26 protein-coding genes are annotated in these 25445 nt (G+C 41.8%); 7 read left to right on the top strand and 19 right to left on the bottom strand.

Going from position 1 to position 25445, the window contains the following annotated elements:
• Positions 1–10: 10 nt before the first annotated feature.
• The 3 genes from H148_RS0115380 to H148_RS18080 are packed head-to-tail and all read right to left on the bottom strand — an operon-like array spanning position 11 to position 5714.
• Positions 11–3136 carry an efflux RND transporter permease subunit gene (locus H148_RS0115380; RefSeq protein ID WP_029035599.1) on the bottom strand — a complete coding sequence of 1042 codons (3126 nt, stop codon included), beginning with the start codon at positions 3134–3136 and terminating at the stop codon, positions 11–13.
• A complete protein-coding gene (locus H148_RS18075) occupies positions 3136–4341 on the bottom strand; it encodes an efflux RND transporter periplasmic adaptor subunit (RefSeq protein WP_051286532.1) in 1206 nt (401 codons plus the stop codon). Before H148_RS18075 ends, H148_RS0115380 begins: the two co-directional genes overlap by 1 nt.
• Positions 4342–4352: 11 nt before the next feature.
• The gene (locus tag H148_RS18080; RefSeq protein WP_037325449.1) at positions 4353–5714 is read right to left on the bottom strand and encodes an efflux transporter outer membrane subunit; all 1362 of its coding nucleotides are present in this window, start codon (positions 5712–5714) and stop codon (positions 4353–4355) included.
• Between the two features lie 712 nt (positions 5715–6426).
• Between H148_RS18080 and H148_RS18085 the strand changes: the two genes are divergently transcribed.
• Complete coding sequence (locus H148_RS18085) at positions 6427–7248, top strand: patatin-like phospholipase family protein (RefSeq protein ID WP_051286534.1); 822 nt, start codon at positions 6427–6429, stop codon at positions 7246–7248.
• Positions 7249–7329: 81 nt separating this feature from the next.
• Here the strand turns inward: H148_RS18085 and H148_RS0115400 are convergent, their stop codons facing one another.
• Positions 7330–7875, bottom strand: coding sequence for a lipid-binding SYLF domain-containing protein (locus tag H148_RS0115400; RefSeq protein ID WP_029035600.1), 546 nt, complete (start codon positions 7873–7875; stop codon positions 7330–7332).
• Positions 7876–8266: 391 nt separating this feature from the next.
• On the opposite strand from H148_RS0115400, the gene H148_RS0115405 reads away from it, so the two are divergent.
• On the top strand, positions 8267–8752 hold the full coding sequence (locus H148_RS0115405; RefSeq protein WP_169578583.1) for a YqiA/YcfP family alpha/beta fold hydrolase: 486 nt from the start codon (positions 8267–8269) through the stop codon (positions 8750–8752).
• A 133-nt stretch (positions 8753–8885) separates the two neighbouring features.
• On the top strand, positions 8886–9647 hold the full coding sequence (locus H148_RS0115410) for a hypothetical protein (protein ID WP_029035602.1): 762 nt from the start codon (positions 8886–8888) through the stop codon (positions 9645–9647).
• A 91-nt stretch (positions 9648–9738) separates the two neighbouring features.
• Here the strand turns inward: H148_RS0115410 and H148_RS0115415 are convergent, their stop codons facing one another.
• Positions 9739–10050: a hypothetical protein gene (locus tag H148_RS0115415; RefSeq protein ID WP_029035603.1), complete on the bottom strand. Its 312-nt coding sequence runs from the start codon at positions 10048–10050 to the stop codon at positions 9739–9741.
• A 309-nt stretch (positions 10051–10359) separates the two neighbouring features.
• Between H148_RS0115415 and H148_RS0115420 the strand changes: the two genes are divergently transcribed.
• Entirely contained in the window at positions 10360–11031 is a 672-nt protein-coding gene (locus H148_RS0115420; protein WP_245583438.1) for a hypothetical protein, read from the top strand.
• Between the two features lie 192 nt (positions 11032–11223).
• Positions 11224–13446 carry an APC family permease gene (locus H148_RS0115425; RefSeq protein WP_051286536.1) on the top strand — a complete coding sequence of 741 codons (2223 nt, stop codon included), beginning with the start codon at positions 11224–11226 and terminating at the stop codon, positions 13444–13446.
• Between the two features lie 134 nt (positions 13447–13580).
• Here H148_RS0115425 and H148_RS0115430 read toward each other — a convergent pair whose 3' ends face one another.
• Positions 13581–14768 (bottom strand): acyloxyacyl hydrolase, encoded by a 1188-nt coding sequence (locus H148_RS0115430; protein WP_029035606.1) that lies wholly within the window; start codon positions 14766–14768, stop codon positions 13581–13583.
• A gap of 297 nt (positions 14769–15065) precedes the next feature.
• Here H148_RS0115430 and H148_RS0115440 point away from each other — a divergent pair, with 297 nt between their 5' ends.
• Positions 15066–15299 (top strand): hypothetical protein, encoded by a 234-nt coding sequence (locus H148_RS0115440; RefSeq protein WP_029035608.1) that lies wholly within the window; start codon positions 15066–15068, stop codon positions 15297–15299.
• A gap of 152 nt (positions 15300–15451) precedes the next feature.
• On the opposite strand, the gene H148_RS0115445 is transcribed toward H148_RS0115440, so the two are convergent.
• The 7 genes from H148_RS0115445 to H148_RS0115485 all read right to left on the bottom strand — a co-directional run bounded on the left by H148_RS0115445 (position 15452) and on the right by H148_RS0115485 (position 20286).
• Positions 15452–15985 carry a DUF6933 domain-containing protein gene (locus H148_RS0115445; RefSeq protein WP_029035609.1) on the bottom strand — a complete coding sequence of 178 codons (534 nt, stop codon included), beginning with the start codon at positions 15983–15985 and terminating at the stop codon, positions 15452–15454.
• A gap of 11 nt (positions 15986–15996) precedes the next feature.
• On the bottom strand, positions 15997–16506 hold the full coding sequence (locus H148_RS18090; RefSeq protein ID WP_051286538.1) for a hypothetical protein: 510 nt from the start codon (positions 16504–16506) through the stop codon (positions 15997–15999).
• Positions 16507–16635: 129 nt separating this feature from the next.
• Positions 16636–17460, bottom strand: a complete 825-nt coding sequence (locus H148_RS0115455; protein ID WP_156877273.1) for a hypothetical protein — start codon at positions 17458–17460, stop codon at positions 16636–16638.
• 69 nt (positions 17461–17529) lie between these two features.
• Positions 17530–18165, bottom strand: coding sequence for a hypothetical protein (locus tag H148_RS0115460; RefSeq protein WP_245583439.1), 636 nt, complete (start codon positions 18163–18165; stop codon positions 17530–17532).
• A gap of 206 nt (positions 18166–18371) precedes the next feature.
• Positions 18372–18827, bottom strand: coding sequence for a hypothetical protein (locus H148_RS0115470; protein ID WP_029035613.1), 456 nt, complete (start codon positions 18825–18827; stop codon positions 18372–18374).
• A 348-nt stretch (positions 18828–19175) separates the two neighbouring features.
• Positions 19176–19622: a hypothetical protein gene (locus H148_RS0115480; protein ID WP_029035615.1), complete on the bottom strand. Its 447-nt coding sequence runs from the start codon at positions 19620–19622 to the stop codon at positions 19176–19178.
• A 97-nt stretch (positions 19623–19719) separates the two neighbouring features.
• Positions 19720–20286 (bottom strand): MATE family efflux transporter, encoded by a 567-nt coding sequence (locus tag H148_RS0115485; RefSeq protein WP_029035616.1) that lies wholly within the window; start codon positions 20284–20286, stop codon positions 19720–19722.
• A gap of 298 nt (positions 20287–20584) precedes the next feature.
• Here H148_RS0115485 and H148_RS0115495 point away from each other — a divergent pair, with 298 nt between their 5' ends.
• Positions 20585–21286 (top strand): hypothetical protein, encoded by a 702-nt coding sequence (locus H148_RS0115495; RefSeq protein ID WP_029035617.1) that lies wholly within the window; start codon positions 20585–20587, stop codon positions 21284–21286.
• Positions 21287–22211: 925 nt separating this feature from the next.
• Here H148_RS0115495 and H148_RS18655 read toward each other — a convergent pair.
• The 6 genes from H148_RS18655 to H148_RS0115535 form a co-directional block, all read right to left on the bottom strand.
• Positions 22212–22361 (bottom strand): hypothetical protein, encoded by a 150-nt coding sequence (locus H148_RS18655; protein ID WP_156877274.1) that lies wholly within the window; start codon positions 22359–22361, stop codon positions 22212–22214.
• A gap of 284 nt (positions 22362–22645) precedes the next feature.
• Positions 22646–23053, bottom strand: coding sequence for a hypothetical protein (locus H148_RS0115515; protein ID WP_029035619.1), 408 nt, complete (start codon positions 23051–23053; stop codon positions 22646–22648).
• Positions 23054–23119: 66 nt separating this feature from the next.
• Positions 23120–23665: a hypothetical protein gene (locus H148_RS0115520; protein WP_029035620.1), complete on the bottom strand. Its 546-nt coding sequence runs from the start codon at positions 23663–23665 to the stop codon at positions 23120–23122.
• Between the two features lie 25 nt (positions 23666–23690).
• Positions 23691–23819, bottom strand: coding sequence for a hypothetical protein (locus H148_RS18970; RefSeq protein ID WP_281169129.1), 129 nt, complete (start codon positions 23817–23819; stop codon positions 23691–23693).
• A gap of 162 nt (positions 23820–23981) precedes the next feature.
• A complete protein-coding gene (locus H148_RS0115530; RefSeq protein ID WP_029035621.1) occupies positions 23982–24269 on the bottom strand; it encodes a DUF7149 domain-containing protein in 288 nt (95 codons plus the stop codon).
• A gap of 310 nt (positions 24270–24579) precedes the next feature.
• Positions 24580–25341, bottom strand: a complete 762-nt coding sequence (locus H148_RS0115535) for a DUF481 domain-containing protein (protein WP_029035622.1) — start codon at positions 25339–25341, stop codon at positions 24580–24582.
• Between the last annotated feature and the right edge of the window lie 104 nt (positions 25342–25445).

A 25445-nucleotide genomic window follows, 5' to 3' on the forward strand; every position in this document is an offset into this window, starting at 1 on the left:
TTCAGGTTGATCAGGCATTTTCTGAAGGTATTTCCCGCGGCACGGTGCGGCCATGGTTTATATACATTTTCGCATCTTCCAGGATGAGATAAAGACAGGGCACGATCAAGAGTATAATCGAAGTTGCAAAGACGATCCCGAAGCCTAAAGAAATGGCCATAGGGATGAGGTAATAAGCCTGACTCGAGGTCTCCAGAATGATGGGAGTTAAGCCACCAAAAGTGGTAAGGGTGGTAAGAATAATAGGTCGGAAACGGCGGAGACCCGCCTCGTGGATTGCTTCATATATTGAGCAATCTTCCCGCTTTTTATTGGCGTAGTCTATCATGATAAGGCTGTCATTTACCACCACTCCCGTAAGAGCAATCACTCCCATAAGACTTACCAGGGAAAGATCATACCCTAGAACAATATGTCCTATAACGGCACCCACGATCCCAAATGGAATAGCAGCCATTACAATGAGCGGCTGCGCATAACTGCTAAAGGCAATAGCCAATAGCACATAAATAATTAACATGGCCATTGAGAAGGTGCTCCACAGGGAATCTGTTGATTCCCGCATATCGGCCTGGCTCCCTTCAAAGGACCAGGTAAGTCCGGGGAAATCGCCCCGGAGCTGCGGCAGAACTTCATTTTGAATCGCCGCAAGTACCTGCCCTACCTTATTTGCCGGTTCTACATCCATGCCCACACTTACAACACGGCGTCCATCGCGCCTGTTGATGCTGGTAAAAGCTTCGTCCCGTTCAATCCTCACTACGTCCAGCAATGGCACTTCCACTCCTTGTGGCGTCCGGATTAGGAAATTCTCTAGATTCTGAATATCCCGTCTTTCTTCCAACGGCAGTTTGACCCGCACTTCAATCTCGTTGGTGGCGCGCATTTGTCTCATAGCCAGCGCGCCATAAAAAGCATCCCTTACCTGCCGGCCAACTTCATTTGAGGTGAGACCAAGATTTCTTCCTTCCGGGAGGAGCTTAAAATCAAATTGCTGTTTTCCCTTATTGTAGTTGTCATTTATGTCACGGGTATTTTGAAATGCTTCAAGTCTATTGGAAAATGCGGTACTGGCTTTTTCCAGCACCTCAATATCTGAATGGCTGAGATCTACACTAATAGCCTGTTGGTACCCTCCCGGTCCACGTTCGGCTTCAAAAGTGATCTGGTCTACTCCTTCAATTTCGCCAATGTTATCCCGCCACAGGGCAATAACGTCCCGGGCGGTCATTTGCCGCTCATCTGGCGGTTTCATTACAATCTCCACATCAATAAAATTCTGTCCCCTTACATTGGTCTTTACACCTTCGGCCACTTCAAAAAGATTGTATTCTTCAAACATTTCAAAGGTGGAGTTGGTAATCTCTTCGGCTACTTTCCCGGCCTGGAGGGTAGTAGTGCCTTCCGGCAGGCGTACCCCGGCTTCAATTTCATCGGCGGCTACTTCGGGCATCATGATCATTCCCATATGATCGCTGTACCCGTAGCCTCCCACTACAATTAAAATGGCAATAGCGGCCGTTAGGGTGATGTAACGGTACTTGAGCGATTTATCAAGGAGTGGCCGGTAATACTTTTGAACAAATTTGTCAAATGCACCTGCAAATTTCTGTTGCAGGTTTTCCAGTTTCAACTTCCAGCCCTTTGGTTGCTTCTTTTTGATATGGCCCAAATGGGAGGGGAGGATGAACAGGGCCTCGAATAAAGATACTGCGAGGATAACGATTACGACCACAGGTAGCGGCCACCAGAATTTCCCCGTCTCTCCCGGCATTAGCAGGAGAGGAATAAAAGCGATGATGGTAGTGGCAATACTAAAAATCACAGGTCTGGAAACATCTTTAGTACCTGCAATGGCGGCATCCATGGGGCTGAGGCCTCTCTTGCGGTATTCATACACGTTCTCACCCACTACTATGGCATCATCTACCACGATTCCAAGTACTACCAAAAACCCAAACATGGAGATCATGTTAATACTCACTCCTACCAGCGGAAGGAAAATAATCCCGCCAACGAAGGATATGGTCATCCCCATCATAACCCAAAAAGCGAGACGGTATTCAAGGAACAGCGTGAGAATAACCAAGACAATGACCACTGCCATTAGTCCGTTTTCTGTAAGCAGGGAAAGACGTTCCCTGTAGTCCTCTGCGCGATTGCTGTCAATCCGGTATTTCACCCCCGGCGGCAGGCGAAAGTCTTCAAGAATTTGCTGAACTGTTTCTGCTATATCTAAAGGGGATTGGTCACCCACTCTATAGATGGAAAGACTTACTGCCGGCTCCCGGTTAAATTGCCCGTGAAAACCACTTTCTTCAAAGCCATCGGTCACTGTGGCGATCTCTCCCAGAGTCACTTTTGCTCCCGAAGGTGAGTTTATAATAGTTATATTCCTGAATTCTTCTGCCCATTGTTTTCTCTCCTTCATTCTGAGCAGGATCTCCCCCGTGGCCGTTTCCACGGCTCCCGCAGGGACATCTTCGCTTGACTCAGATACAATACGTGCTACCTGATCGAGAGTAAGGTCATATTTTCGCAGGTTATATCTTGGGATTTCAATGTGGGTAAAATAGTCTGGCACGTTACCCAGTTCCACCTGGGTGATCTCAGGATTGCTCAGCAGGATATTGCGCAGCTGTTCCCCCAGTTGCCTTAAAGTCCAGATATCTACCTGTCCGTAAAGACTTATTTCCATCACATCCTGCTGCTGTAGTTGTAAATTTACCTGCGGCTGTTCAATATCATCGGGAAAGGTGCGTATCCTGCTTACTGCCTGATCGATATCCTGAAATACCTTCATGCGATTTGTACCTGCTATTAATTCGATGGAAACCTGCCCCGAACCTTCACGGGCCGTGGAGACAATTTCCTTGATACCCTGAATTCCACGGATTGCTTCTTCTATAGGCAGCAGAATTCCCTGTTCCACTTCGGCAGGGGCTGCTCCCGGATACTGCACGCTTACATTTACATAATCAAGCTGAAATTGCGGGAAAACTTCTTTCTGTATTTGGAACATGGTCCATATACCACCTGCAAGCAGGAGTACCATCATTAAGTTGGCAGCAATAGAATTCCGGGCCATGTAGGCAATGACTCCTTCTTTTCTGGTATTTGAGTTTTCTTCGGACATTATTCTATACTGTCATTTTCAGTTGTGGTGTTGCGTGAGGTGGAATCAAGTTCAGTGCGAACAGCAACTCCTTCGGCTACTGTGCTGAGGTTGGTGGTGATCACCTTCTCTCCACCCTCGAGTCCCCGGGTAATATATGCGTATTGGTTATCGGTAAGCAGAACTTCAACTTCCCTAATTGATAATTTTCCGTCCTCTATAACCCACACCTTGTCACTTTCACGCAGGTAATCCCTGTTGAGGCGTACTACATTAGTAATTTCGTTTCCTTCCACCAGGGTTTCAACAAAAGTTCCTATGATGAGTTCCGGTTTTCCGGCTGCTGTATCCTGAGAAAGAGGATCGGGTACTTCCACAAGAACACGTGCCATTCGGGTCTCGCGATCCAGCGCTCCTACCTGGCTATCCAGGTAACCTGTTCTGTAAGTGTTTGGTGGCCAGGCTGCGGTATTTCTAATTCGCACCCGGGAACCTTTTTCATTCTCTGAATCAGGGAATTGTAACCATTGCAGGCGGGAGACGGGCAGACTCAGGATCACCCGATAGATTTCTGTACCTACAAGCCTGCCAAGATCTTCCCCGGGAGCAACCTGGGAACCGGTTGTTACATTTTGGGTGAGGATATGCGCATCAAAAGGCGCACGAATGGTACTGCGGGCAAGATTAAGACGTGCCTGATCCACAGCTGCCTGTGCGGCCTTTATCCTTGCCTTCACAGCGTTGAGCTGAGGTTGTCGAAGTACCAGAGACTGTTCCTGTGGGGTAAGAGCATCCCCGCCTACTAATTCCAGGTCCTGCTGGGCTACTTCCTGTCTTCCCATTTCCACATCAAGCTCTGTCTGCGCTTGCAGTAACTCGCTTTTACGCAATTCCAGATTGTTTCGATAGTCTGCGGGGTCAATTTGAAGGAGGACCTCGCCTTTTTCTATAAATCCACCAGGTACAAAAGCAGGGGAGCGACGCACCACCTCACCACCTACCTGGGCACTAATGATAACATCTTCTACAGGTTCTACTATACCAGTCCCTATTAGCGAAGGCGAAAAATCCCCTGCTTCTGCTTCGGTTACATCCACCAGCATTGCCATTTCCCGTGTCGCTCCTTCTTTTTGGGCAGTGGGTTCACTTATAAAAATAAAGGCAGTTACCGCTCCCGCTAGAATAATAATACTTATGCAAATAAGAAGGATCTTCTTTGTGTTCATACTTTCTGTTTTTAGAGCCTGGCTTCTCTCTCTGTTTCAAAGGCCCCGGCCAGGGCTCTGTAAAGTCCTATTCGTATCTCCAGCAGTTCCTGCCTTGCCTCCAGCATTTCCCTTTCCAGTTGTTGTTGCTCATCAAGGGCCAGCAACACATCGAGGTAAGGACTTAAACCGTTAAGGAACTCAATGCGAAGTTGTTTAGCAGTTTTAGAAGAGAGGTCCAGTCTTCTTTCCAGAACCTCCAGTCTTTCAATCTGTTTCATCTCCTGAAAAAGGGCATTCTCTACTTCCTCAAAAGCAATGAGCACAGCCTGTCCGTACTCAAAAAGACGCTGATTCTTTACTGCTTCCGTGCGATCAACTTCTGCCGAAAGCCTTCCTCCGTAGATAATGGGTGCTATCAGGTTTCCCGCAAGACTATAGGTCCAGTTCTCAAAGAGATTGCCCATTTCTGCAGAATTAAACCTGCCGGTGGCTTCCAGTGAGATTATAGGGAATTTACTCCTTATGGCAAATGCCATTTCTCTATCGGCAGCCAGAACCAGATTATAAGCCTGTTGCAAATCGGGTCGGCGGCGGATAAGTTCCAGAGGTAAACCTGTTTGCGGAAGTGGAGGTAAATTTGGAATAATTCCTGTTCGAAAATCCTCAACATTTTGTGGTGGACGACCTAGCAGAACTGCGAGCCTATTCTCCAGCAGCTCAAGATTAGTCTCATAAAAGATCTTTAAATCCCGTGTGCTTTCAAGCAGCTGTTCCTGTCGCAGAATATCTACGGCACGTATCTGTCCGCCGGCGAATCGAGCCCGAATCAGTTTTACGATGGCTTCATTGGTCTCTATCTGCTGTTCTATTAATTCAAGTTGTTTATGGGCGGTAAGGAGCTCGTACCAGGTGTTGGATATCTCGGCCGAAACTGTCATGGCAGCAGCCTGGTAGTCGCGTAAAATGGCTTCAGCGGTATACTTTTCAGCCTGTATTCCTGCGCGAATGCGTCCCCACACATCAAGTTCATAAGAAGCGGCAAGCCCCGTTTGAAATTGCAGATCTTCAGAAAAATTCCCCTGAGGCTGGTTCCTGGCTACTCCTGCAAAAGCATCAACCTCGGGGAAGAGGAATGATCTTTCCCTTCTAACAATTGCCCGGGCAGCTTTGTACTGCTGCCAGTTTCCTGCTAAAACAAGATTCTCCTCAAGACCAACCTGCACCAATGAATCAAGGATAGGATCATCAAAACTGGCCCACCATTCATCGGACAAGGCTACAGGGCCCTGAGATGTGAATTCTTCAGGTTGAGGTACTGGTGCTTCCAGGGGTGCAATTTTCGGGGTACAGGAAGAGAGGAGAAGAAAAATAGAGACAATAAATACTTCCACCCCTCTGCGGGACAGAACTTTAGAATGTAAAAGTGAATTATATTTGAAATATTCTGTCCTCAGTTACTTTAGATATTTAAATCGGAATTGGCTCCTCAATCGTAGAAGATTCAAGAATTCTAAAGTTACAGATTTTTTGCATTTGAGCAACAGCCTTTCAAAAGGAAGCAAAAATGTCATTTTTAAAAGGTAATAAATTTGGATAATAAGCACTTCGAATGATCCTCGGCTGCGCCTTGGGTTCAGTGTGACATTCTGCTACGATGGACGACCCTGACTGCGCCTTTGTTTTATTTTGTGTTTTTAGGGTGTTGTCAGACTGAGCCGACGTAGTGAGAACTTTGCCTGAACTGCGGCGAGTAGTCAAAGTCCTTTTGAAGTGGAAATTTGGTAAACCAGCACTTCGACTAATCCTCGGCTGCGCCTTGGGTTCAGTGTAACATTCTGCTACGATGGACGACCCTGACTGCGCCTTTGTTTATTTTGAGTTTTTAGTATGTTGTCAGACTGAGCCGACGTAGTGAGGGCTTTGCCTGAACTGCGGCGAGTAGTCGAAGTCCTTTTGAAGTGGAAATTTGGTAAACCAGCACTTCGACTAATCCTCGGCTGCGCCTCGGGCTCATTTGGTTACTAGATTTAAAATAAACAAACCCCAAAAATGGTATCTTGCGGTGCAATTCGAAACTCCTGAAAGGGAAAAAAACAAAGCAGCTTGAATCTTCAGGATATATTTCCGTTTAGAAAAAAATATGAATACAAGGTTGGGATAAGCCTTAGTGGTGGTAGTGCCCGTGGCTACGCTCATGTTGGGGTGCTGCAGGCCCTGCATGAACATGGCATCGAGCCGCAGGTCATCTCGGGAACCAGCATGGGCGCGGTTGTAGGAGCACTCTACGCCGCCGGCTATTCTCCGGGAGGCATTCAAAAAATCCTTACCGAGGAAACTTTTTCCAAAATGACCGGCTTTTCGTGGACTCGTACCGGACTCTATAAGCTGGAGAAAATGAAAGTGGCACTCCAAAGATATATTGAGAAAGATGATTTTTCGGGGCTTAAAAAGCCGTTCTATCTTGCACTTTCCAACCTTAATAAAGCCTGTGGCGAAATGCGCAGCAGCGGACCTCTTTTTGATTATATCATCGCCAGTTGCTCGGTGCCGGGTTTTTTTGCACCCATAGTATTAGAGGAAGGGAATTATGTGGACGGTGGACTATTCTGCAACCTTCCGGCTTCAGCTATAAGGGAAAAATGTAGGTATCTTATAGGTTCTCATGTAAATTTTCCCGGTCAAAAAGATAGTTTTCCGGGGCCGCGCAGTATTATGGAGCGTGCAATTAACCTTGGTATTACCCAAAACTCAAGACCTGAAATGAAATTGTGCGATTTTTTGATAGATCCACCGGAGATGCAGAATTATACCTTATTTGAGTTTGCAAAAATCGAGGAGATCATTAAAGTGGGATACAATCATACAATTAAGATGATTGAAAGTGGAGAATTGCCGGTAAAAAAACTCAGGACCAGAGAGGACTAATTTTTTAAACCAAGCTATTTAAAATGAAAGCAGCTTCCAAATTGAAAGCCGCTTTCTACATTAACTAATATTTTTCAATATTTATTGGATTGGATTAAAATCAAATCTTTGTCCGCCCACAGAGATTCCTGCCATGGCGCCTCCTTTAGGGACGGTAACCACTGCAACTCCATTTTCAAAATCCAGATTTTTTGAAATTCCTTTATCCAGAATTACCGCAGATGCACTTGCATCCAGCTGGTAGCTGCCATCTTTGAATTGTTGAAGATCTTCTTCAGTTTCAAAGAACAATACTTCGACAAAAGCTTTTCCGCCTATTTGAAGACCAACATCTACCTGTTTAAGATCAGCATATCCTATGAGGTTGCCGTTTTCATAAACTGCCCCGTTACCGGAAGCGCCTCCAATAATATAAGCTCCTTTACCCACGTTTGGAAAAATAGCATAACCCGCGGCTTCATTAAAATGATCAGCCATCATGGGATATTCCCTTTCGATCATAGCTTTTTCCTCTCTGGCGTCGGCAACAAGATCATCTCCTGTTTTTTTAGCCGATCCGCAACTTGCTAGTGCAAGTACCAGCACTATCATTACAGATTTCAAATAATTAATATTAATTACATTCATCACTCTAAAAATTTTATGGTTAGAACCTTAAATTTAGAGGACCTATGTTGAAATTAGTGTTAAGTCGTTGTTATTTTACACAGGATGAGGTTCTACATGTTATTATTTAACCTCGGGTACTAAGGATTGAAAAGCTCCTTTACCAAAGATTAAATTTCCATGATAATTAGTAACCTTAGAAGGGTAATAATCTAATTCTGTAAAATGATTGGTAACTGTTAAAAGGATGGAAATTCCGGTTGGTTTTTTAAAGTTTAGAGGGATGTATGATCCGTAAAAAAAAGTCTAAACCACAACTCCGGTGCTTGTTTTTCAGATTAATATTTAAGACCATAATGAAATTTGTAAATTGTAAATCAATTAATGTAGTATAATTATAAATTCCGGAATTTTGAACATCCTGTATTTACACGGACTTGATAGCAAATTAAGTCCCGAGAAAAAAGCCATTTTAGAGAAGTATGGTAAAGTTCACGCTCCCGAAGTGAACTACTATACTAATCCCGATGCCATTAAAACTTACCTGAATTCGTGTACAGGTTTGGATATTAATGTGGTAATGGGCAGCAGTATGGGAGGCTTTGCAGCTTATTATGTTTCGAATGCCCTTGTTCGCCCGGCGTTGTTATTCAATCCGGCACTCAAGAAGAGATCTGTTCCTCAAAATATTCCTTCGGAAATAAGTTATAACAACCTGAAGCACATCGTTATTGGGCAGAGGGACGGTGTTGTTGCCCCGGCAGACACACTCTCCTTTCTCTCCGAAAATTTTAACCCGGTAACGAATATTCACGTGCATTTGGCTCCCGGATTGGACCACAATATTCCTGTGGAATTTTTTGAAAAAGAGGTGAAAGCTTTTTTGGAGAGGCTGTGATAATAATGTTCAAAAGGGAGAGGGAAATATTGTGGAAATGTGGTTCTGGAGTGTAGAATGGATTATAAAAAAACATTAAGACTTTTATGATTTGGCTGCAGTGCTGTAAATTAGAAGGATAAAATATAGAAAAATGAAAAACTGGTATAACATTGTTGGGTTCATGCTTGGGCTTCTTATGATGATTCCGCAACTTTACGCTCAGGAAACTGAGGTAATGGTAAGAGTTCGTTCAAAAGACGCCAAGTTTATTGGCAGCTCTATTGGAGGGGCGAAAATTTTTATTAAAAATGCTGAAACGGGAGAAGTGCTTGCAAGCGGAATGACCAGCGGAAGTACGGGAGATACAGAACTTATCATGCAGCAGGCCCACAGCCGGAATGAAAGATTAGCCGATGAAGAAACCGCCGGATATCTGGCAAAGTTGGATCTTGAGGAGCCGGTTTTTGTAACGGTTGAAGCCTATGCCCCTTACACGAAAAAGCAAGCGCGGGTAATGAGCAGCACTCAGCTGTGGCTGCTTCCCGGAAAAGACATCACCGGCGACGGACTTATCCTTGAAGTGCTTGGTTTTGTGGTGGATATACTTTCCCCTCAAACACATGAACGAATAAGTGAAGAAAGCCAGATAGAATTAGAAGCCAATGTGGTCATGATGTGTGGTTGTCCTATTACTCCGGGAGGAATTTGGGATGCAGACCAGTATGAAATCAATGCAGTCCTTAGTCGCGATGGAAAAGAAGTGCGCGAACTGGAACTTGTGCCGGGGGAGAAGCCCAGTACTTTTTCTGCAGAAACGAATCTGGAACCGGGCTTATACGAACTCCTCATTTATGCTTATGATCCAATTACCGGGAATACAGGGGTGGACAGAACTAATTTTATTGTGAATTAAGCTATTAGGGAACTGATAGAGGTCTTATTAGTGTTCATTTTTTTTTATTTGGAAGTAAGAAAACTATTTAATTTTCGGCAAATTTCCAGTATTAAGACGGAGCCTTCTTTTTAAGATTAATGATCTCCTTCCTAAGATCTTCTTCAAAATGGGAAGGTCGTACCACATCATTCCATGAAATTTTTCTGGCCAGCTCAATTTCAGTACCTGTGATCTGTTCCAGCAGCTCTTCATTACTGCGTATGTAATTTTCCAGCCTTTGAGTAATCTCTTCTATATCAGAAATGGATTCTGCTCTAACCTGGTTTGAATTTGTCTCTTTTCCTCTTGCTTTCGCTTCTTTAAAATCCTCCAGCAGATTTTCCAGCCAGTTAATAGATTGGTTTAATTTTGTTTTTTCCATAGTTTTTACCCTTTAAAGTATAATACGGATAATAACCACATAGCATTCTCAAAAAGAAGATAAACTTTCCATAAAAGAATCATTTTTATCCGGAGCAGGCGTGAGAGTGGAAATCTTAAACTGTTCTCACGCTGGGGTTAACAAGGGCGTTTGATAAATAAAATCTTTTAAATTTAAATATCAAGACGTCGAACTTATAATCCGGAATAGAAGGAAATACAGTAAAGTTGTGAGTTTATACAACTGCTTTGTGAATGTAATTGCCTATAATACAAGCTTAGGAAAATATTACACCCGATTAAAAAAGGAATGATGAAATACAAAGTAAAAATAGAGAATGCCCATACGGTTGATGAAATTACCGAGTACTGGTCTAATGAGGATTATATTCAACTACTGGATAAATTTGAATATCCCGATGCGGAAGATACCGGCACCGAAGGTTTAAGGGAATTGCTTTTTATGGCCATTACAGATTTTGAGCCTTCTGAAGCTGCGAGAATAGTTTTAGCCTACAAACTGGGGGAGCATTTATCTGAAGGCCAAATCGACCAGATTTCCAATGATATGTTGAACGACAAGGTGTGCGAGGAATATCCTGAAATGGAATTGCAGGCTGCTTTATTTCATGTAAATCAATTGCTGTTTAAAGCATACAACGGGAAATTTCCCAGCTCTAGCGCAACAATAATCGAGTGTTCTGTTACCCCTTTAGATGAAAATAATGAAACCGTTCTTACCAAAGAAATGCTGTTGAGATTGTTGAATGATGGTCTTTCTGATAGAAATATAGTAAAAAGGCTGTTTGAAGATCAAATTAATGGAAATGCCGATTTTCCTGAAGCAGAAAATATCATTTGGGATCTGCAACATCCGGAAGAAAACCGGTATAGAATTACAACCTCAGGAAACCTGATCAAAAAGGATGACATTGTATCTTCTGAATGGGAAAGTAAGATCGAAATTGACAGTGCTCCGTAATCAGTTAGCGGGAAAATCCTAATTTCAAGCTCCAGATTATAATTGGTTTTTGTGTACAAATTGCCATTGGACCAGGTCTAATTTCCGAATGCTAAATCCGGGATGTTTAATCCAAATTCACCCTTTTTGAAAGGAATGACTAAATTTGATTTATGACAAACCTCTTTCCGCTATTTATTATTTTACTTTAAAATGAATCCAGATCCATCTTCTCCAGTAACAACACGCACCATTGGATTTTCGGGAGCGTTAGGTATTGGAGTGGGAGCAATGGTGGGAGGTGGAATTCTCGCCCTGGCGGGGGTGGCCTTTGCGGTTAGCGGGCCTTCGGCAATCCTTGCCTTTGCGCTCAATGGATTAATAGCTTTTATTACTGCCCTAAGTTTTGCTGAGATGGCTTCGGCAAATCCGCAGTCAGGAGGTACTTATACTTATGCGAAGAAAGCACTATCGCTTCAGGTAGCTTTTGGAGTGGGGTGGATTGTATGGTTCGCTTCCCTGGTAGCGGCAGTCCTTTATGCTCTTGGTTTTGGAGCTTTTGCTGTGTTTGCCCTTCAGCAAATTCCGTCAGAAGGGCTCAGCGGCATCCTGGAGTTCGAAATGCTCCCGGTTTTCCTGGCCGTTGCTTCCATAGGCTACTTTGCCTTCAGCCTTACAAGAAGTTCCGGTGATGGCGGCGCCGTTATCAATATTGGGAAACTCGCTGTATTTGCCGTACTCATAGCCGGCGGACTCGCTGTTTTTGTACAAACCCCATTCAGTCATATAAAAGAAAGCCTGGATCCGTTTTTCTCGGGTGGTTTCAGCGGAGTGATCGCAGCAATGGGTTATACGTTTATCGCCCTACAGGGGTTTGATTTAATCGGTTCTGCTGCGGGTGAGATTAAAAATCCTGAAAAAAACATCCCTAAGGCAATGATGGGCACTCTTGCAGTAGGCCTTATTATTTACATACCCTTACTTTTTTTGATGTCGACCGTTGGTGTGCTGCCGGGGGAGTCAATAACAGAACTGAGCCGGGAAAATCCTGAAACTGTTTTGGCCGTTGCTGCACAGAATTATCTTGGAGCTTTTGGGTTCTGGCTGGTATTGGTAGCGGGAATATTTTCAATGTTATCGGCTTTACAGGCCAATCTTTTTGCAGCTTCACGAATCTCACTGAGCATGGCAAAAGACCGTACTTTAAATCATCACCTGTCAAATATTGATGAGAGATTCGGGACACCAATTACCTCGATATACGTTACCTGTGGAATTGTAGCATTTCTGGTTTTGATCCTGCCAGATCTGGCGGCGGCTGGTGCAGCTTCCAGTTTGATCTTCCTTATCACTTTTGCGCTTGCACATCTCATCATGATCTTAATGCGAAATCGTGGATATAAGGAGAGTGAGACCTTTAGGGCGCCTTTTTTTCCTGCCCTTCCAATTGTGGGAATAATTTCTTGTTTAGGATTAGCCGTATTTCAGGCCATTGTGGTGCCGGCTGCCGGAATTATTGCATTGATATGGCTCTTTGTAGGAGCTGTATTGTTTGTGTCCTTTTTTGTAAGAAAAGCCCGGACCATTGAAGCGTCTGAACATGCCCTGGATCCCGATTTGATTCGGTTGAGAGGACTGAGTCCGCTCGTATTGCTCCCAATATCAAACCCTGCAAATGCAGAATCCATGGTATTTCTTGCCAATGCACTGGCACCCCCGGTAATTGGAAGGATCCTGCTTCATTCGATCGTCATCCCAAGTACTGAAAAGGATGATCTTGATAAAAGACTTTTATCAAGCCGAAACGTAACACATTACGCACTTAAAGCTTCTTTTGAAGCCGGTTTGCGACCGGAAACTCTTACCACTATTGCTGACCATCCATGGGAAGAGATTGAACGGGTAGTGAAAGAACACAATTGCGGGAGTTTGTTGTTGGGTTTGAGTGACCTGAACGATTTCCAAACCCATCAGAATCTGGAAAAACTGGTAAAACACGTAAAGGCAGATGTGGTTGTATTCCGGCAGCCTTTTAGTGGATGGAAAATTACCGCAGCACGAAAAGTCCTGATTCCTGTCGCCGGTTTTGAAAGTCATGATCCGCTGCGGGCACGAGTTGCCGCCAGCCTTTGGCGTGCATCACAGCCTGAAATTACATTTATTCAAATTCTGCCTTCAAATACTCCCAGGGAAACACTTCAAAAGAACCATTTAAGGCTTTCACGTTTTGCGGGACGAATAATTCCTGGAAAGACAGAAGTTCGAGTCATTCCAAATGATGACGTCGCATTAGAACTTATCACCCAGGCCGCAGGTCATGACCTGGTAATAATGGGATTGGGAAAAGCCGGAAAACATCAAAAAGCATTTGGAAACGTGGCACTAACACTGGCAGAAAAAACAGATACGGCATTAATATTTATAAGTCAAAAATGATAATCTGTGATTAATGGTAAGAAGGTTAGAATTACGAGGTTAGTAATTCTTGAACTCGGGGGAATATTAAACGTCTGAATTCCCTGTGTAAGCTTTTGAAAGTTTCCGCAGATTTCACAGCATTTGAAAATTTTCTATTCATTCCATTTCTGAAAAGTATAGGCCAGCCGGAAATCTATGACCTCGGCTACGTGCCGGTGAGCGAGCAGATTAAAGCCTGCGCTGAAATGACGGTTTATGCGGTACTGCAAACCCCAGCGATGGAAGATACGGTCGTAGTAAGGTGTTTGATCAAAAACGTAAACACCCAGGCGCTGACTGAATTGAAATCGTCCCAGTAGAAATTCGTGTCCCAGCAGTACTCCTGCTTTTATCGGGCTGGCATCCAGGCCTTCGCTGCGGAGTTTCTCTTTTAACTCCTCATCGTAATAAGCTTCGGCTCCCAAAGTGAGCATGCTGAGACTTCCCACCTGCTTCCCTGCCTGCAAGGCCAGTCCGCCCAGAGGATATCTCCTGCGATCCCCGGCTTCGTCCTCGCCGTTGCGCAATGTGCCCAGCAAAGCGATATCGTAACGAGGGGAGTAGTCTTTCCAGGATTTTTCACTGGTTGGTGTGCCCGTGTACCACGGTCGGTAGGTAGGCTGGTAATTTACCGCAATGCCGGCAGTAGGCCAGTTTATGCCTTTATTGGGTTGGCGCGTGCTGCCGTTTGAAATGTGCTGATAGTTTAAATTTGGATTAAGCCACCACTGCTCCGATAGCTGCACCCAGGCGCCGACACCAACCAGCAAATAGGCGCTGAGGTGGGTGCTGTACGACTGGTTGCCGGGGTTGCTAATGCTATCGTAAGGGTTGGTTAGATACGAGAGCCCTCCTGCGCCTTTAAAGGAGAAAAGTACATGGTCGCTAATCCTGTAAGTGGGCTCCAAAAAATAAGCTGCAGTGCCACTCTTGCCCAATATCTGAACATCATAATCGTAATAGGCCAGCAGCAAACCCTGGCGGGGATAACAGTGGCATAGGGCAAAGATTGCTGAATCGTTGCGCTGCCAGCTAAATATAGTTTCTATGCCGGTTGGTCGTGCTCCTTTGGTATTTTGTACATCTTCAGAATGAGCAAATATGAAGCCGTGTTGTACACTCAGACCAATGGAGAAAAGCGGTTCCTGCTTAGCTGTACCTGTTATTACTGCTGTAGAATCTGTCTGGGCAATAGTATTGAATGGTGAGCATGTAGCAGAAATTATTATCCAGAGCCAAAGTTGCGCTGATACCTGCCGCGCAAGACACCGATTCCATTTGTCGATTTTAACTAGAGCCATTTTTTAAAAGTACTCAAAAATGACATTTTTGGGAGACTTTGCTGAAAACAACATTTTGAATACCAGAAAGGTATTATCCATTAGATTATTTCTGAATCAGGGTAGTTCGGGAAAAGAGTCGGAATTCTCTGCTTTTGGAAACTTGAACAGGAGCTGCGTGTCGAATGAAATAATTGCTGGTTTCCAGGAATTTATTAAAACCCCGGAAACCGTTTCGCAAGAAAAATATCAAGGGAAATTTCTCAATCATTCCTGGGATCCCGTCAGAAATTTAGTATCTTAAAAAGAAAAATATTTATGGAAAGAAAACGAATGGTTGGAAATTATGAGTTGGTCTATGAACCCGATATGAAGATGTTCAGAATTTTGAATAATAAAACTGAAGAATTCAGTGCATGGTATAGCACTGAGGAAGCAGAAGAACTTCAGGGGATGGATGAAGATGAGTTCTTTTCAACTGCTGAAAAATCCCTTCAGAAAGCAAGAAATTCCGGTCATGAACAAACCGGAGATTCGAAAACAGAGATCTGAAACAGCGGAAATCTTTTATTATAAAGGAACCAGCCAACCTAAAGCGGATCCATAAAATAAGTGGTCAAAAATGATTTTTTTGGGAGGTTTTGTCGTGGTTAAAGAACAGTAGAGAGAAGAAAGAAATTTGTAAGTCTTGAGGTTTTTAAATCTTATTGAAGTATCAGTTTTTTCATTTCTTCAGAAGAATAAGTAAAATCCTCCATTTTTCGACTTTTCCCAATATGGATAGGAACATTGTTGATTCGGCCGGTCAATTCTTTAATTGGCATATTTTCTAAGGTCACAAACTCTTCTTTCCACCAGTCAAAATCTGAAATCCGTTGATTTTGAAACCCGGTCGTGCTGCGATCGTTATCTGTGGGGCTAAAGACCAGGTCGCCCGTAAGAGTGGCTATATGGTCAAAACTTGATATGATCCCATCGTAGATCAATTGGGTATAAAAAGCATTTTTGAATAAATCGCCAACCTTATTTAAATCTGCAGCTTTAATATTGGTAAGAATGACGTTGTATTTTGTCTTTTTATTGGTGAAGAGCAAACATTTTTTGCGGTCGACGTAAAACATTGTCGCATTCCAGTTTCCAAGAATTCCACTGTTTTCGATGTCTCCGTCCCCATTCTTATTAATCAGCTTTTTGGCAAATTTTTCCAGCTTTTTGGTTGTGTAGATGATAGTTCGCATTTCGTTTATTTTCAAAAGACAGCTTCTGTGGTTATATTGACAAGTACCTCCGAAACTTCTCCTGCTGTTACGGTTACGGGGAAAATTTCTCCGCCGGGACCATAGCTGTTGGAATAATAATTATCTCCTTCCCTAATAAAGAGACTATAGGTCCCCGGCTCCAGTATTACCTGAAAAAAACCTTCAGCATTAGACTCCGTCGTGGTGACGAGGTCGGTATAGACACTGGAAAAAAACGGAGAATAGCCTTCCTGCTCGGCCTCTTCCCTTGTGGTGAGTTCATAGATATAGACCGTTCGCTGCACCTGACAAATTTCGCCACGTCCCACAGGCATGAAATTTCCTTTCCAGAACCAGATATCACCCCATATTCCCTGGTCAATACTCACCATTGTATCGTTTCTGGGCGGATCCTGTGTGGAATAACAGGAATTTTCAGGACTCGTCTCCGTACTGCAGGAATAGATCCCTGAAGTTAGAAACAACAGCAGCAACGTGTATGAGATTTTTAGATTTTTCATTTAAATATTTTGAGGTTCGGTGAGTTCTTTACAACCTTTTAAATATAATTGTTTCTTTGTTAAATTTGTTTTCAATCTCAAAACATAAATCCTCCTCCAAAACGAACGATTCCCGGATGGTTTTAAGTATTAATTTCCGAAATATTTATCGTACAATTCTCCAAAGGTGGGATCTTGTGGATCTCTATAGTGTGGATCGGGAATTTGAAATTCCAAAGTATCACCCCATTTCACGACCTGCAGGTTGAATGTAGCAGGATCTTTGATAAACTCAAAAGGAGGTTCTAAGTCGCTAAAGTTTGGCGGAATTGGATATTCGCCGAAAAGAGGTCGGGAGTCATGACGAAACCATCCTGGCTTATCAGAGATCAATTTTGAACCTCCGGAAATCAGCAGACTATCGTTCAAAGAAACAATCCCGTTATCAATTGACATGTTTTTTACTTCGAGTCGATAACCCGATGCGTGGTTTATCCTTTCATAACCATCATACCTATGGTGATTTTTGTATTGCACAAATGCGGCAAACAATACCATTGCAGCATAGAGAACAAGCAAGGGAGGAGAGATTAAAAGTTTGATTTCTTTATAAAGTCCTGTTCCGGAATTTTCCTGCTTTTCACTACCCGTCCCGGGGTTCACCGCGGTAGTGACCCATCCCTGTTCTTCGAGAACCTTAAAGATGTTTTTCGGGTCCCTGAAGCTCCAGAAGATCAGCGTCTTTTTGGTGTCTGGATTTTTGTACCGGATCTTTATCCCCTGGGCCAGAATTGGAACATAAAATACCTCTTCAGCACCCAGAAGGTCTGCGGAAGAGATTTCTATAGTGCCGGAAAATGTGCTTTTAAGAGTAATTTTTTGGGACTCAATAATTAGTTTTGAAAAAGGAAAAGTTTTATTTACAGAACCAATTCTGGACCCACCGGTGAATGCTATTTTGTTCTCTTCTTTCAATTTTAGCTTCTCTTTGTAAGTCCAGATTCTAGTATCCAGGTTCAAGTTTCTCTATAAATTCAGTATATATTACAGATCCTCCTCCGGGGCTTCCCTTCTTAATGGTCCTATCATGTGCCCAATTCCAATCCCAATATAGGTCCTGTCTTTATTTATTTGCAACATGGGGGAAAGGGTTAAGCCGAAATATTTTGTAAAAGGAAATTCTATTTTGGGATTTAATATTAAACCTAAAGTATAATACTTGTTATAGTCAAAAGTGTAGTTTTGATAGAGGAGCCCTCTTTCTAATATCTGCCAGTTGGTAGGTTCCTTAATTACTGCCAACCCCAAACCCAAAGAAATGTTCGCCCGAATAGTTCCTTTTTTATTTAAATTATAGATCCTGCCGGCCATGACATGATAGTTCCCTAATTTATCGAACGGGTTTTTCAAACCAAAGCTAAGGATCCCAAAGAAACCCGGACTATAGTTATATGGTGCCGACTTCGGCTCCCGAAGATGGCCTGAATATCCCATTTTAAAAGAATATTCCTCGTTCAATAAATAATTAAAATGTATGTCAACACCCAGGTAGTTGCCCGCGGTTAATTCGCTGGTAAAGTAGATCGGATTGTTTATAGAGAATTGAGCCTTGATATTATTAATCGTAAAAAACAACAGGAAAAAGAAGTAGTACTTTTTTAAAGAGTTCGGAGAGAACATAGGTTTACCTTTTCTTATCAACCACGGCTGACTGTTTAACTAAAAACAAAATCCAGAATAGGCTTTGCAACAAATAACCGGCAACCTTCATGTATTTATAAATTTCATGGTCGCGGAGCTCAATTAATTCAAATTCCCCGGTGATTATAAGCGGCAGGGATAGAAAGATGATGAAAAAAAGGAATTTTTTGTCTTTCATTACTGTTTCAAATCCTTTTATGAACGTAGGCCATATACTTATAACTAACGCCATTGCTCTCATAAGCTCCTAGGGGAGCGATCATCCACAGCGTATTTTTATCGGGAAACTTTATCTCATAGACTGTACCGGTAGATCCTTCACTAAAGATCCTGTATTCTCCTTCAGCAACTTCTTCCCACATCATTTTATGGTTCGCAGTCGCTTCATTAAGGACACATCCCAGGTCACTATTCATAACTTCCCTGTAATCCAGTTCCTTAAAAGCACCACTTTCGGTGAAGCTGATCGTAGATCTTTTAGTGCATTCGTCTGTCAGGGTTTCAAACTCTTCCCCGGCTGTAGTGACCTCTGTGACCCCATGATAGTACCAGGTGCCCACCACCGGATTGGAGGGAGCTTCTTCTTCGGAAGAACAGGAAAAGAAAATGATAAGGAGTGGAAGGAGGAATTGTTTTTTCATGAACTGGATTATATAATTTTATCTTAATGCTAATTCAGAAATTTGATTTTAGAGTCATTTTTGTAAACAGTGGAAGGTGGAGAGAAAACGTTATTCATTATATATTTGGAAAAACCTTCCCCTCAAAAATAGGAAAATCCAGCACCTATTTTCCTGAAGTAGCTTTTTTAAGAACATATTTATCCACTAAACCATTTTATATTAGGGTTTTAATAGCAAACGTATTAAAAATTCCGCTTTACCTCTCCTTCTGCCTCGGTTTGAACTTTTCGGAATTTCCAAACATTTGCCGCAGCCGGGGATTTTTTAAAAGGCGTTGAATTCTGAAAGATGAATCTCAGCCGGGAATTACTTCATATAGCTGTACTTATTCCAGTTATCTGGCAGCTGGTTCGTTACCTTAAGTTTATTGGAAGTAATTGTAGGTTTTACCATGATCACCTTCGTTGTGTCCGTCACAGTTACTTCATGATCACTTTTCATGTTCACCAGATCCAGGTGAAGGATATCAAAAGTGTGTTTCCCGTTCACAAGATTGACTATGACATAGTCTTTAGCGCGCAACTGCCCCAAATTCCTGCCATCCATTTTAATGTTCAAGCGGTCGGTTTTGTCACTGGTGTGCAAAATATTCGCATCATTATAGATCAATATTTTACCGTTACCCAGGTTATCTAAAATAGTCTGCTCTTTGTCCATCTGCACCAGCGTATGCTCAGACGGAATGGGTCGTAATCCACAGGATGAAAAAAGAATTGTAATTAAAAGAATCAGGATAGAAGCGGTGGTTTTCATTTTTTAGTAAATTGATTTAATTGGTTATTATGGTTTTTATAGCAGTAGCAAGCGGAAGACACTCAACAACCTTTGCGGAGTGGATATTCGAAGTTGGCTATATCAACTTCTTTATATTGAAATCTGCCTGTAGCTGAGCAAGTTCAGTTTTATCGATCATTCTCATCGAATGAAGCCAATGAATATTTGCGTTAAATTGATCTTCACTAAGATCAAAATTGATCAACATTTCTTTCTTTTTTTCGTTTGCCTTTTTAATAAGGTTATTTGCAAATTCCAGAGCTTCTTCTTCGTTCCGGAAGAGCGTGATTAGCTTGTTACCGTTGGTAATTAGAAGATCGTCTTTGGCAGTGAAAAAGATCCCGCAGATTGAAATTACTCCCCATATTATAGAATTAGCAACATAAGTTCCCGGATCCTCCGGATTGCCCAGGAAATAATAAGCCGTAGAAAAGGCGGCTATAGCAGTCGAAAGGCCCCAAAAGATCTTTCCAATCAGGACATTGTCCGCCTGGTACTGTATATCAGTTCCTACCTCCGTGAGGTGAATTTTATACTTTAGTTTTTCCTTGATAGTATTGAATTCGACTTCTATAAAGTCAGATTCGGGATCTAGAGTATAGGCTCTGCTTTCAAAGCCTTTTCTCTGTCTGATTGTGTTCATGTTAGCATTTAAAAAACGCCGAAATGTAAACAAAAAGTTGTTTGCCTCATCTGACGTTTATCATCTTTTTTAAAAAAATCAGCAGGTGAAATGAAAGGAGAAGGGAGCAAAGAATGCAAGGTGTAAAAGTCTCATTTCTTTAAGGAAGAAAACTTCAATAAACTGATGATGATGAAGAAGTTGACCGGAGAAAATCCCAAAAAAATGGCCGGAATTTTATTTTTGATCCGGGGTTATTTTTTTTGATTGCGTAAATGTTTTTTATATACATTTATTTGTTTAATCACATCAATAAATTATGAAAAAAACTACTTTTTTGCTTTTACTTTTCCTGGGTTCGCAATTATCTTTTGGACAAATTGCTCAGGATTCCGTGCCCTTGAAAAAGGAAATACGGATTGCTTTTCAGGGGGGCTATGCCTATCGTCTTGCTAAACTTTCGGAAGACACTCCCCCGGCTTTAAAAGATTATGGGAACGACCTCAAATCTGGTTACAGTTTTGGTCTGGATGCAGCTTACTTCCTCAAACCTTCCTGGGGTTTGGGATTGAAGTACAGCCGGTTCGGCTCCTCCGGGACTATGAGCAATATGAATATTACGTATGACGATGGTACAGGCGCGAACGGAAGCATTTCCGATGAAATTGCAATAAATTTTATTGGTCCGTCCTACGTGTCTAAATACTCCACCAGGAATCCGAATCACACCTTCTTTGGAGGTATTAGTCTTGGGTATTTAGGTTATTCAGATAAGGCTGTTTTAGTAGATCAGAAATTGAAGATATCAGGTGCCACTTTCGGTGCCGCACTGGATCTTGGATATGACTACGCCGTTTCTAAATACATCACTCTTGGGGCACAGGCTTCTTTGACCGGAGGTAGTCTTGGTGAGGTGAAAGTCGACAATGGCTACACTACAGAAACCCTGACATTTGAGGAGGAGCAAAGAGAGAATCTAAGCCGCCTGGATATTGGGATCGGACTGCGAATGAAGATATAACAAGTTTATAACCGTCACAAGGGGTTGTTTATAAAGTCGGATTTTCGTCAACCTGAACTTGTTTCAGATTCTTTTTCTTTCTGGTAGCCAGATTGAAAGATTCTGAAATAAATTCAGAAGGACGTTTTACTGGCTTTTAAGATAGCCTTTTTGTTTGTGAAAATGTTGTTCGTGCAGAAGTGGGAGGGGTTTCGTCTTTTAATGAGATGATTTTTAAAGGTATCCGAAAATGACATTTTTGAGGAGTATTGGAAGGAGGATTAAGTGCGCAGTGATCAGTTGGCTGGATTTTAAAGCTCCCATACATCCTTAATTTTTTGCTGCTGTGACCTCCGGATTATGAACCCGACGCTCTTAAAGATGTGCAGCTCCGGGAAGCGGCAACAGTTGGTGCGCAACGGGAAAGATCTATTAATTTGTGCTTTCTACTTCAACAGCAGGATTTCCCAGAAGTCCTGCCTTAAAATTATCCTAGTCTGAAAGTACTGCACCAGTAATAATAATCAAAATAACGAGTATAAATTTGTATTTGTTCTTCATTTGTTCAGTTTTAAAATGGTTCAGATAGTTCGACAAGTTAACTAATTTTTTACTTTGGATTATTCCACCCCTCGATAAATACTTCAAGAGTATAATCCAGGAATAACAGAATAATTATTATTGCTGTTATGATACCGGTGACCTTTAACAGGTTTAATTTTTTACCCATGATTTAAATTATTTTAGCGACCAAAGAGACCATCCTTAAAATGCTCCCAATCTGAAAATATAGAGCTCATTATCAGGAATAAAACGATAAATGTAATCCCGAATATCAGGTATTGAGTTACTTTTGATTTGGAAATTTTTTTCATTGATGTTGAGTTATAGGTTATGTTGATCTTCTAATATTCTACAATAAAGCACTTCTCCAATTCCAAAGAAGTCACCAAACTTTTTTAATTTTTCCTACAACTAAAAGCCCAATCCCAAATCCTATACTTGCTCCAATCCAAAATCCGTTAATATCCATTAAAAAATTTGCTGTCAGACCAGCAAGAAGGGTAACTAGGCCTGCTATTCGAATTTTGTTCATTTTTATCTGATTTTTTATTTGTCAGCCCATATGTCAGGGATGCGGAAATTATAAAAGCTGGTGTTATAAATACGGAAGGGACAGTTTGTGGTTCAATCCATCCATAATGGCCGATTACCACTGCAGAAAATAAAATCGCATTTAAGATAAAGAGTCCTGTTTTATTATATTTCATTCTTTTTCAATTAAAATGGTTACAGGAGAGGTATTAGAAGTAATCAGATGCCCGGTCAGTTGGCAGCTTTTAATTCTGAACCTTGAATTTTAAATTTTGAATTTCTTTGTCACCCTCTCTTTACGGTCTTGATATTCTTTTTTATGTAAAAACTTAAATAATAGACCAGGAGTACGACCATCATAAGTTCATATCCTGTTGTTATTTCTGCATTATCTCCCTGGAAAAGGATTTCCATAAACAATTCCAAGTTAAGGATGATAACCCCGACCATTACCGCAGTAAAAAGACACTTGGATCTTAATTTGGCAATTCTCTCATTTTCATCTTTTTCTTTTGTGGAAACAAAGAGCAGGAGTGACGTGAGGATTATGATCTTCAGGATCCAGCCGAACTTATAAGGATCAAGATTTAGGAGTTCAGGATTTGCTGCATTTATGAACCAGGTGGCCATTGCAAGCACAAAGATCCCCAGGGCAATCATTTTCCAGTGGTGGGGGAGTAGAATTTCTTTCATTGTATTTCTTTAATGTTGTACCAGATCAAAATTTTAATTTTTGAATTTTCCTGGTGCTTAAAAATGTCACTTCTGAGAGTTGGCTGTTTCTTGATCCTGAATTTTAAATTCTCCTTCAGCTTCTTCATAAAGCCCCGGAGTATTGATACGTTTAAAGGAACTGATCAAAATATAATAGTAAACCAGCAGGATAAAGAGATAGTTAACCAACTCCAATATTTCACTCCAAAAACCTTCATATAATGCACTAAAGCCCATCCTGGCTGCCCAAATAACGGCTGTAGATGTAATTGCAGCATAAATAATAAAGGCCACAATGGTCCTGAGGCTTGAAACGAGTGACAGTGAGATCAATCGCTTAAAATAATTCCTGTTGTCTCCATTACGGTTGATCTCGAAGGTCTTGCCAATGCCCCAGGTAATCGCGACAAGAACCAGTATTAACCGAATCCATGGCGCCCATATAGGATCTGTGTCTACACCGGAAACAGGTATATTATTTATTAATGCAAAAAGCAGCAGGTGAGATAGCAGGTACTTGTAAATAATAAAATCGGGCACTTTTCCGGCGACTAATTGTTTTTCTAATTCTTTTATTTTAAACCAGATCATATATTATAATTTCATCAATATTTTTTTAATTGGATTTACAAAGGAAATTTTGACCTGCAGAAGAACCTTCTTTAAATGCCTGTACACTACCTTCCCAGTCATAAATGACAGAAATTATAAATGCTGCTACTACTCCAAGTAAAAAAAATTTCACATCTCGGGATTTGATATTGAATTGCATATTATTTTTTATTTAACTCATTCTTCGATTATTTCGATCTCCTCCTCCGTCTATTCTTTATAAATCATAAACCAACAGGTCAATTTGCTCATTCAATCTATTTTCTTTTGAATCTGTGAATCTCTCTCCACCTTGTTAGTTAAAAGAATTTCCAATTATTTCAATCTCCTCCTCCGTCGACACATAAAGCTCATACACAAGACGGTCAATTTCTGCTTCTAAAGAAGAGGTGTCAGCGGCGGAATTTTCTTCTAACAATGTAAATTCAATTTCGTTGGTCCTGTCCAGTAGCTGCGTAAGGTTCTGCTTGAACTGCTCGATCTGCGATCGGTTGGGCTTGACCTTTAAGAATGCCTTTTTGAGCGCTTTGCGTGGTTTGAGGATATAAAAGTTCCCTGTATTAATTGCCTGTTCCGACTCCATTCAGAATTGAGGATTAGTTTTTCAAACAAACAGCAGGTAGGGAAGGCGCTCGTCGGTTTTTTGTTAATTAGTTCTTAAAAGTAGGAAAAAAAACGCTTCAAATGCCACAAAACAAGCACCAAATTTAGGCACTAAACTATGAACAATTTATAATGATCAATAAACAGAGTGTTCAGTGCCCCAGTCATCAGTGGGCAGTATTGATTGGAAATAATTTTTCCTCCGTCTCGCATGCGGGTTCGTGTCAACATTTGGAAAATTCCGGACACCAAATTCCAAACTTCGTACTTCTACCTTCCTAAATCTACCTTTAAAAACTAACTCCTGCTCCAAAATTGAGGTCGGAGGTGTATTCTTTGGTATTTAGCGGAGTCTGGCTGTCAAAGTAATAATTGTAAATGGTAAAGACCTTTAGCCAGGAAGAAAGGGGAATATCCAGCCGGAATTGTTCCAGGATCCTGTAGTCGTCAAAATCCCTGTAAAGCGGCTGATAATAAACTGTATTGGCAACAGAATATTTCTTCGATTTGGCAGTGTATGATAAAGTCAAATAGGTGCTGTTGCGGTGATTGTAATGGGTAGTTCCGGCCCGTTCACTGAATTCAACTTCATACATATAGCTGTTGCCGACATAGCCGATGAAACGTTCTTTCTCCACAAATTTTACGCGGAGCCCTGCACCAATAAGATTGCGTTGTTCTACTACCAGCAATTGGTTATACTGCCCCTGTAGGAAAGTCTCAAATCTCAAAACCTCAGTGAACTTGTAATTAAACCTGCCGTGAAGGAACCAGGAATTCTGCAGGTTCCTTTCTTCAGAATCTATGAGTTTATAGTTCCCTATAAGAAAATAGATTTTCCGGAGATCCTTTGATTTCAGTTGAGTGGTAAGTCCGGCATCTACCTGGTTCACCTGGATTCCGTCATTATTGGTGTGATTGAAAGAGAAATCGGCATTTAGTGCAAATCTCACTGAATCGGTCTGCATGCGTTTGGATTCAATATTTACCAGTTGTGCAGAGACGAGGCCCGGAATTAAAAGAGCTAAGCTTAAAAGAAGAATTCTGATCATAATCAGGCAAAAATAGAAAACCTCTATTATAATTATATGGTTTCTGGTGAGAATGACAATTAACCTTCAACCAATATCCGCTGCTCATCACACAAAGGAGATAG

Source organism: Salinimicrobium terrae DSM 17865, assembly GCF_000424665.1.
GTDB classification, from domain to species: domain Bacteria; phylum Bacteroidota; class Bacteroidia; order Flavobacteriales; family Flavobacteriaceae; genus Salinimicrobium; species Salinimicrobium terrae.